General features: G+C 55.4%; 5 protein-coding genes. 2 read left to right on the top strand and 3 right to left on the bottom strand.

The genetic code is table 11. The annotated features are described in order from the left end of the window. A partial coding sequence (locus B3F49_RS03390; RefSeq protein ID WP_293908959.1) for a hypothetical protein occupies positions 1–281 on the top strand: 281 nt, incomplete at its 5' end. Here B3F49_RS03390 and yiaK read toward each other — a convergent pair. From yiaK to B3F49_RS03375, 3 genes are read right to left on the bottom strand one after another with little or no spacing between them, the layout of a single operon-like run. After that, entirely contained in the window at positions 278–1,279 is a 1,002-nt protein-coding gene (yiaK, locus tag B3F49_RS03385; protein WP_293908957.1) for a 3-dehydro-L-gulonate 2-dehydrogenase, read from the bottom strand. The two genes, B3F49_RS03390 and yiaK, sit on opposite strands and share 4 nt — an antisense overlap. Continuing rightward, positions 1,276–4,584 (bottom strand): UvrD-helicase domain-containing protein, encoded by a 3,309-nt coding sequence (locus B3F49_RS03380; protein WP_293908955.1) that lies wholly within the window; start codon positions 4,582–4,584, stop codon positions 1,276–1,278. Before B3F49_RS03380 ends, yiaK begins: the two co-directional genes overlap by 4 nt. Beyond that, entirely contained in the window at positions 4,581–7,196 is a 2,616-nt protein-coding gene (locus tag B3F49_RS03375) for a PD-(D/E)XK nuclease family protein (RefSeq protein ID WP_293908953.1), read from the bottom strand. Before B3F49_RS03375 ends, B3F49_RS03380 begins: the two co-directional genes overlap by 4 nt. A 127-nt stretch (positions 7,197–7,323) precedes the next feature. On the opposite strand from B3F49_RS03375, the gene B3F49_RS03370 reads away from it, so the two are divergent. Continuing rightward, positions 7,324–8,106 carry a CPBP family intramembrane glutamic endopeptidase gene (locus tag B3F49_RS03370; protein WP_293891734.1) on the top strand — a complete coding sequence of 261 codons (783 nt, stop codon included), beginning with the start codon at positions 7,324–7,326 and terminating at the stop codon, positions 8,104–8,106. The last annotated feature ends 445 nt before the right edge of the window (positions 8,107–8,551 follow it).

The raw sequence follows: 8,551 nt of genomic DNA, 5'->3' as shown, positions 1-8,551 counted from the left end.
GTTCCCGCTTCTGGCGGATCATGGTGCTGATGGCATCTTCTACTGCACTGGTTCTGGACAGTGTCGCCCTCATTGCCATCGGGACACGCCTGCTTGCCTACGGCTTGAGTGCGAACCGTCTTGCCGTACTGGCGGAGAACATCCTGCTCTTCGCCAATCTTTTGGCTTTGGTGCTTGCGCTGTTGCTGCGCCGGCCGACAGCAAGAATCCAAGCGGCATTTCTTTCCATCTATGCCGCATGGTTTCTCTGCGTCACCCTGCTTTTTCCCTTGATGTTCTAAAGATTGAGGATTTCCTGCCACACGCTCTCATCGATGGGGATACCCTCTCTGAGGTTTTCCTCTTTGATTTTCCTGCGCATCTGGCCGGGAAAGCGAACCGAAACACCCGCATCCGCTGCCTCGGATTTCTGAATATCCTCAAGGCTTGCATGGATCTCCGCCTCAATTCGATCCCGGTCGGGAAGCGAGGAGAGAGAGATGGCCATGAAGAGCTGGCTTACCGAAGTCTCCTTGCCCATCAGGCCCAATTGCCGGGTGGTATTGCCTCCGCTGAGGACGCTGACAATGAGGTCGAGGGCGAGGGCGAGGCTGGTCCCCTTCCAGAAGCCGATGGGAAGCGGCCGCTTCGAAGCAAGGATCTTCCCGGCGTCGGTGGTAAGGTTCCCCTCGCTGTCATATCCGCCAGGAACCGGCAGGCTTCTGCCTTCACGCGCATAGGTCTCCAGCTTGCCGTAGCTGAACAGGCTCATCGCAGCGTCTACAAGGACGGGACCATCCTTGCACGGGATGCAGAGTACCAAGGGATTGTTGCCGACCTTTGCATCAACGCCGCCCCAGGCGGGCATCAGCGGCAGGGTATTGGTCCAGAGCATGCCGATGCAGTCAGCCTCGGCGGCCATGAGGCCATAGGTGCCGGGGCGCATCCAATGATTCGTATGGGCCAAGGCGACACAGCCGATGGTGTACTGTTTTGCAAGCTCGATTGCACGCTTGGTCGAAGCGTAGGCATTGAGGTTGCCCACCCCTTGTTTGCCGTCCCACCGCTCGAGGGCGCCGAAGGAGGCCGTCAACTCCGGCTTTGCCCTTACATCGATCAAGCCGTCGTCGATCATCCTGACCATGAACGCGAATCGATTGGCACCATGGGTGTATACGCCTTCCGCCGAAGTCTCGGCGACCAGATGCGAACAGAGCTTCGCATCCTCTTCATGCATGCCGCGACTCTGCAACACCTGCTCGAACTGATGCACCAGTGTCTCAAACGGAACTCTCATCATAGGACTTCTCCCTCCCATACAACAATATCCCGTACATCCCGAAGGTAGACTACACAACCTTTGACAGGGCATTGGTAAATTTTAGCCATCGCCTGCATATACGTCTCCACCTGGAAGCGATACACCGCTTCATCACGGAACCGATCCGTCTTGAAGTCGACCACCAGATAGTGGTCCTCCCGCTTGACCAGCAGGTCCACCGAACCTTCAGCTGCAACCGCCCTTCCCTCATGCTCGACCAGCGAGAAGAATCCCACCTCGCAGGAAACCGGATAGGGTTCGACTTCGCGCTTGTACCACGGGCTTGCAACAAAGCCATCACAGAGAGACAGGGCATCGGCGATCACCTGCTTGGCCGCCGCTCCCTCCAAGGATGGAGGAAGCAGGGCTGCAGGGTCGACTTCCCGGCCCAGAACCCGTTGCTCGCACAACCTGTGGACAAACGTACCGAAATCTGCCGCCAATGATTCCTCGAGAAAGGAGTCACAAGCGAGGGAAGGCAGAGCCTTGGCCTCTTTTGCATACACCATCTCATGCAGGGCAGTCACCGCATAACGAATCGGTCTGAGTTCATAGGGTCTCTGCTTCACCTCATACCAAGAGGAAGCAGACTCAATGCGCTCACGAAAGGCCTGCTCCGGCTCCTCGAGCTGGTCGTAGAGCAAGGACTCGGGTATGGAGGGGATGGCCTGTACGGTGACAATGCCCTGCTGCAGGAAGGGGGCGTCGCAATCGACTCCCAATGCCTGGGTGAGCATCAAGAGCAACGTAGAAGCCCCTCCATCCTCTGCCGGTGTTCGGTTCTGCCTGGTAAAACATCCACTGAATACCACATGCGTCCGAGCCCTGGTCAAGGCTACATACAACAGCCGCTTCAGTTCGGCACGATTGAGTTGTGCTTCCGTCCCCTTATCCAGCAACTGTCCTGCATGGCGGGCCGTCGCCTCCTTCGTTTCACTGACATGGTACGGAGTTGCAAGGTAGTGAGGTATGGAAACTCCTTGGTAGGTCGAAATCAAATCCACATCGGCCTTCCCCTTTGAACCGGTATTGGCCACCACCACAATTGGGAATTCCAAGCCTTTGGACTTGTGGATGGAGAGTATCTGCACCCCCTCTTCCTGTTCCTTCAGTATTTCAAAGTCGTTGATCTTCTCGTTCTGGGCAAGATTGTCTCGCAAAAAGTCAACAAATTGGCTCAGGCTCTTTCCTTGCTGCTGGTGCAGCTGGGCAAGCCGGTGCAGGAACATATAGTGTTCAGTATACACTTGGTAGGAGGGTTTTGCCACCAAACTGAGGTAGTACCCGCTTTCGTACCAAAGTATGGAAAGCAAGGAGCTCAGGCTCGCATGTGCACTTGCCTGTTTCAGGTTCTGATACACATCACGAACAGCATCCAAGCGGTCCCGGTCCTCGGCTTCGATCGCTTCCGAGGCCTCAAACAATTCAGTATCGGAGAGCTGTGTCATTGCATAATCGCTGAGATTGCAGAAAGGGGACCGCAGGACGGTCATATAGGCATGCCGGTCATCGGGATACAGCAGCAGCTGCAGCATCGAATACAGGTCGTTGGCCGGGGCTTCGAGCATCAGCGAACGGGCTGCCTGCACGGTGTATGGGATGGAGAACCTGCGCAGGGCTTTCTCAAAACTCAGCTGGCTGCTGGTGGTTCGCAACAGCAGGGCGATATCACTGCTCATCGGTCTGCGAAGCCCCTCCTGTGAAGGAATGAGATACGAGTCGGTATTGAGCATCTCATCGATCAAGGATGCGACGGCAAAGGCTTCAGCATCCGCATCACCGGCATCCTCCTCATCCTCATCGGAGTTTTCCTCGTACGGCTTGACCAGTATGGTGCACCTGCTCTGTACCCCCGGCGATGCACTGCGATACCCCAAGGGGGAGAAATCAGCTTCATACGCCTCCCCGTTGTTCTGCATCACCAAAGGAAAGAGCGTATTGAACCACTGGATCAAGGCCGGTTCGCTGCGGTAGTTGGTGGCAAGTTGGATATAGCGGCCGCCATTGGCCGTCAGTTCACTGCTCAAGCGCTTGAACACGCTCACATCGGAACCGCGGAACCGGTAGATCGACTGTTTCTCATCCCCGACGAAAAAGAGCTTGTCGGTCTTGAGGTCCCGGGCAAGGGGGATGCCGTCCCCTTCCCGATCCAGCTGTTCGGAAAGCAGGTAGAGCAACTCTTTCTGCTGCTCATTGTTGTCCTGGAACTCGTCGATCATAATATATTTGTAGGCTTGCTTGTAGTATCGGCGCAGGCTCTTGTTGTTGGCAAGAATGTCCACCGCAAGTGAAGCGACATCGGCGAATGTCAGCACCCCGCTTTGGCGTTTCTGCCGCTGAACGGACGCAATGAACTCCTCTATGAAGCAAAGGACCGCTTCAAGCTGTGAGGAACCCAGCTGAATGGACAGGGCGATGCAAAGCTGTTTCCTCAGCTGGTTCAGCTCATCGATCGTCTCCTTGATATACAGCAGCTGCTCGGCCTTTCCATTGCCGGGCTTGCGGAAATACCCCAGGTTCGAGCACAGGATGCGATGCGTCTCCTCAAGGCTGTCAGCAGAGTGGAGGGCCGATGTGAACAGCAATGCAGATTCCTTGGCCGTTTGCACGGTCTTGGAATTATCGGTAAGGTTCGCATAGCTGTCCAAGAGGACGGTAAACCGCGCCCGGCATTGCTCGTACACCGACTGCACCGCAGAGAGAATACGCTCTTTGGCACCTGAAACAAGCTGTTTGGGAAGGCAGTATGCATTGCCGGCAAGCGTGACCAGCACCTCATCGACCAGGATGTCGGGGTTGTACAACCCGCTGAGGATCCTGGCTCCTTCCGACTGAGGCCATGCATCAAGCAATTCTGTGGCACACCGTCTGGTGTTTTTCAGGGTTTGCTCGTCATCGATGACAAAATCCTGGGCTATGCCGTACCTGATGGAGTCGCTTCGCACAATCTGGCTGCAAAAACTGTCGAGGGTGGAAATCGAAGCTTCATTGAACATCGCAAGCTGGCGCTCAATGTCACGATCGTGCCTGAAGGAGAGCAAGTGGTGGTGAATTCTCTGCTGCATCTCCCTGGCCGCCTTGCGGGTGAACGTGAGCGTAAGAATCTGATTGACATCGGCCTTGCCTTGCAGGACAAGGCGAAGAAAGCGGTAACTGAGTACGGTGGTTTTCCCTGAGCCGGCCCCGGCGCTCACCACGCAGTTCTGATCACAATACACGGCCTCAAGTTGATGCTCATCCAGCCTTGCCTCGTTCTGCACCAAAAAGTCTTCGAACTTGCTCATCGGGTTGCAAACCTCCTTCGGCAGAGGGAGCGATAGTCACAACCACTGCAGTGTTTCTTGGAGGGAGTGGCCATGAAATGGCCCGCTTCAACCGATTCGGCAAGTGAACTCAGGCGCTCTGACAGCAGTTCATCGCCAAAAAGGGCCTCTTCACTGTTCTCGTCGGTCCAAAGGCATCGGTACCGGCCCTCTTTTACGCTGTAATACGCTGCAACCGACGTATGCGCATCCAGCACCTGCTCGACCAGGTTGCGATACAGCGGCAGCTGATAGGATTCCAGAGGCGTCTTCAGCTTCGTCATAGGAGCCTCTCCTTTCTTATAGTCGATGACGACGTACCGCTTTCCATCTGGAGGATTGAGGCAGATGATGCGGTCGATGCGGCCATGCAGATACAAATCTCCCATCTCGTACGCCAGTTCCTGCTCGAAGAGTATCGAACGGGTGTGGCTGAACAGCTTTGCCTCCTGCCCGAGTATGGCTGCGACCGCCTCCCGGTACGAAGCAATGATCCAACTGCGGATCGAGGGGGTGGGCCCCTCGCTGCCGTACAGCTCGGTGAGCACGTCATCGAACAAGGTGGATAGCCGCTCTCGATAGTGTCCAAGCAAGGCTGGATTGAAGTCGACGATCTCCGAGAAGAATCGTTGATAGACCAGATGCAGCAGGTTGCCGATCATCAGGTGGTCGACGCGCTCCACGTCGTACTCTTCTTTGGTGACCTTATACAGGTAATGGGCAAGAAACGCATAGGGGCACCTGTCAAAGAGATCAATCTTCGTGGGAGACAACTCAAGCATTGCTCTCCCACTACGCTCCTCTTTGAGCTGCGACACCAACTTCCTGGGAATCGGATGGCGGGTATAATCGTCTTTGCGCAGGCGAAGGGAGGTCCTCCGAGCCTGGAGGAAAAACCTCCTCTGGCTCGGCAGGACTGCTGCCGTACCCTCCCGTCTCTCCTTGTACAGCTGCAGTTCCTCCAGGTAGGGATCTTCACAGAGGTTTGGGCTATGGCTGTGATAAAGCAGCGCATCCTCCTCCAGAAACATGGATGGCGGCAACAAGTGGCCTTCGTAGCGCATGCTGTGGCAACTCAGCGTCACCGATCCATCCCCCATGCAGGCACAGAGCAAGGTTGCCTTGGTGGTATCGACCTCCCGCCGCAAGGCTTCATGAATATGGGCGGGAAGGAAGGCCAGCGGCCGCTCGACGGTGGCCGCCGCCTCACCGTCAAGCCCCAAGAAAAAGAGGTGGTCGGCGATCAGGGGGGCTGCCTGGGGCCAGGCATAGACGGCGATGCCCTCTTTGTGCTGTTGGGGGACGTAGGGCTTTGTCTGAAGATAGGAGAGCAGATAGGAGAAGAGATTTGGATACGTGGACAGGGAGCACTTCTCCATTGCGACCTTGATATGGTCGATGGCATCGAGACAGAAGGAGTATACGTCCTCATCCTCGGTCCCCCTCCACTGCTCGGCTCTGAAATAGGTGTCCTGGAAGTGATTGAGTTTTCGCCGGAGCATTTCAATGTCGCTTGCTGTCACAATATCAACAATGCTTTGTTTCAAGGAGCGATACCAGAAGCACAACTCTGAGTCTTTCAGCATCTCTGTGAACTGATCTTTCGCCTTAAGCGAACCATGGACGATTGACTTGTCCACCGCACGCGCGAGGAAGCGGTGATGCAGGCCCCGGTCCTTATACGGAATGTCGGGATCGAGCAAAAGGGATTTCAAGCTTTCCAGGCTGAACTGGTCGTCGTACACCTCTTGAAGACCGCTCAAGAACCTGCCGCTGGGATACTGGAGAGCCTGCCTGCCTTCCCGGATGACCAGCGGGATATCGTACAAGGCCGCTTCTTCTTCGAGCACGGGCAGCAGGATTTGCGGGGCGGCACAACCGATGACGATCGAGTGTGCAGGAACCTGACGACCGAGCAGGCTGCGAATCCTACGCAGGGTCGTTCGTATCTCCATCACATGATTGCCGAAAACCTCCATGGTGGCAAGGTCTGTCGCCGGTGTCGGCTGCATACTCAGCCACGAGGGAGCGCCCAGCGAAGCATACAGGGCTTCCGAACCGCTGATCGTGTCGGAGAAAAGGATGCAATAGCGCTTTGAGGCATCCCAATCATTCGGCAAGGAGGGCTCGGCATACCGCGGCTCAAACAGCGCGTGCTCGGCCAGAAACTGCCGGTACTGCTGGTAGAGCAGAATCAGGTCCCGCTGCATGCCCTGCTCGAGCAGGCTTAGCACTTCTTCATCACAGGCCTGTTTCAACGAGGGAAGAATCGAAGCAATATAGCTGAGAAAACGATTGCGTGCCTCTGGATAGCGGGGGTTCATCAGGCTGGTCAGTGGCAGACCTTGCTCAAGCACCTGGTGCACGAACAGGCTCCTGACCAGTGAATTCGAAGGCGTAAGGTGTGCTTCATGCTGAAGGAACATTGCTCGAAATGTATCGAAGGAGATGGCACGGCCTGAAAGAATCGCCTGGTTTTTACTGTGCAAGGCATAGTCGACCAGATACGAGCGGGCCGCCACTTCGGTGGGAAATACACACACAAACCCTTCATCAAATGCTTGTTGCACATAGGAACGTTTACTGCTCACCATGCATTGCAGTATATCATGATTGTGTGTAGGATGAGCCTGTGTGATGGAAAAAGCGGTGAAAAATCAACAAAATTGCGACGACACTTCTCATACCTATGAACCAAGGCCTCTCGCGTTTGCTCTATCGATGGTACTTTCCGTACTTGCCTGGCTGCTGCTGGGACCTTCGCTTGCCCGCTTGACCGAACCGCTGCGCATCCCCTACCTCACGGCCAATGCCCCGTTTATTGCAATGGCGGGAGGCTTTCTTGCAGCACGACAGCTCCTGCTCAAACAGCCGCTGATGCGTCTTGTCACCGACCACCACGCTTTCCAGACATCACTGTTTACCAAGTCATTTCTCATCTATTTTGCCTCTGCCACCCTCTTTCTCATCGTCGACCTGCAGAGCAATCCCCAGTTCTACCAACCGATGGCCGGCTCGTCGATATCGAACTACCTCTTGCTGCTGCCCTTGGTTCTCCTCTTCACTCCCCTGCAGACCAGCATCGAGGAATTGGTATTCCGCATGCTCCCGGTGAGAACCATCAACGCTAACCGTTTGGACACCAAGTCGATCATGCAGATCGTCACCAGCCTGATTTCTGCACTGGTGTTTGCACTCCCCCACCTCGGGAACCGTGAGGTGGCAATCGCCTCAAACCGCCTGGTGGTCATCCTCTACTATGCACTCTTCGGCTTTGTGGTCACCTATTTGTGCATGAAACACAAAGGGTTTGAAACCGCACTGGCAATCCATGCAGCGAACAACCTCTTCATCGCCTTGGTCTGCAACCACCCATCCTCCTCCCTGCCCAGCCTTCCGCTGCTGCAGACGAGCAGGCCGATCGGTACGGTATACGACCTCGGACAGCTGTGCATCAGCCTTGCCTTGGTAGCTTTACTGACACGAAATCACAAAGAAAGCTGACAAACAAGGTCTCCTGTGGTACGGTACCATCCATGGATATCATACCAAAGGAGTCGGTTATGCGCAGCAAATCCACCATAGGTTTCTTCAACGTCCTCATACTGGGCGCCTCCCTTTTCGCAGGCAATCCTGATAGACCTCGAGCTGACAGGCAAGTTGTATGCCCACACCGACATCTCTGATTTCTCTGCAGAACAGGATTGGACATACGGCCATGGAACAAGAAAGAGCCTTGGAACTCTCTCCTTCGAAACCTGGCCGGTGGATACCTTCGGGGTGGTTGATGCCTCAACAAATCCTATACCCTGCTTCCCACCTCCCCGGCCGGGTATTCACTGAACAAGCACCTCAGGGGCATGGTGTACAGAGCCCTTTCGATGATCCTGGAAGCCTTATGGCTGCCGGCATCCCTCGTAACGCAACAAAGGCCACCGCAGTGCGATGG

The sequence above is a fragment of the Sphaerochaeta sp. UBA5836 genome, assembly GCF_002432845.1.
In the GTDB taxonomy this organism is placed as follows: domain Bacteria; phylum Spirochaetota; class Spirochaetia; order Sphaerochaetales; family Sphaerochaetaceae; genus Sphaerochaeta.
This window is presented reverse-complemented; position numbering and strand designations above follow the sequence as displayed.

Coding starts and splice junctions, on each gene's coding strand:
- yiaK (WP_293908957.1), bottom strand. CDS start 1,279: ATGATGAGAGTTCCGTTTGAGACACTGGTGCATCAGTTCGAGCAGGTG.
- B3F49_RS03375 (WP_293908953.1), bottom strand. CDS start 7,196: ATGGTGAGCAGTAAACGTTCCTATGTGCAACAAGCATTTGATGAAGGG.
- B3F49_RS03370 (WP_293891734.1), top strand. CDS start 7,324: ATGGTACTTTCCGTACTTGCCTGGCTGCTGCTGGGACCTTCGCTTGCC.
- B3F49_RS03380 (WP_293908955.1), bottom strand. CDS start 4,584: ATGAGCAAGTTCGAAGACTTTTTGGTGCAGAACGAGGCAAGGCTGGAT.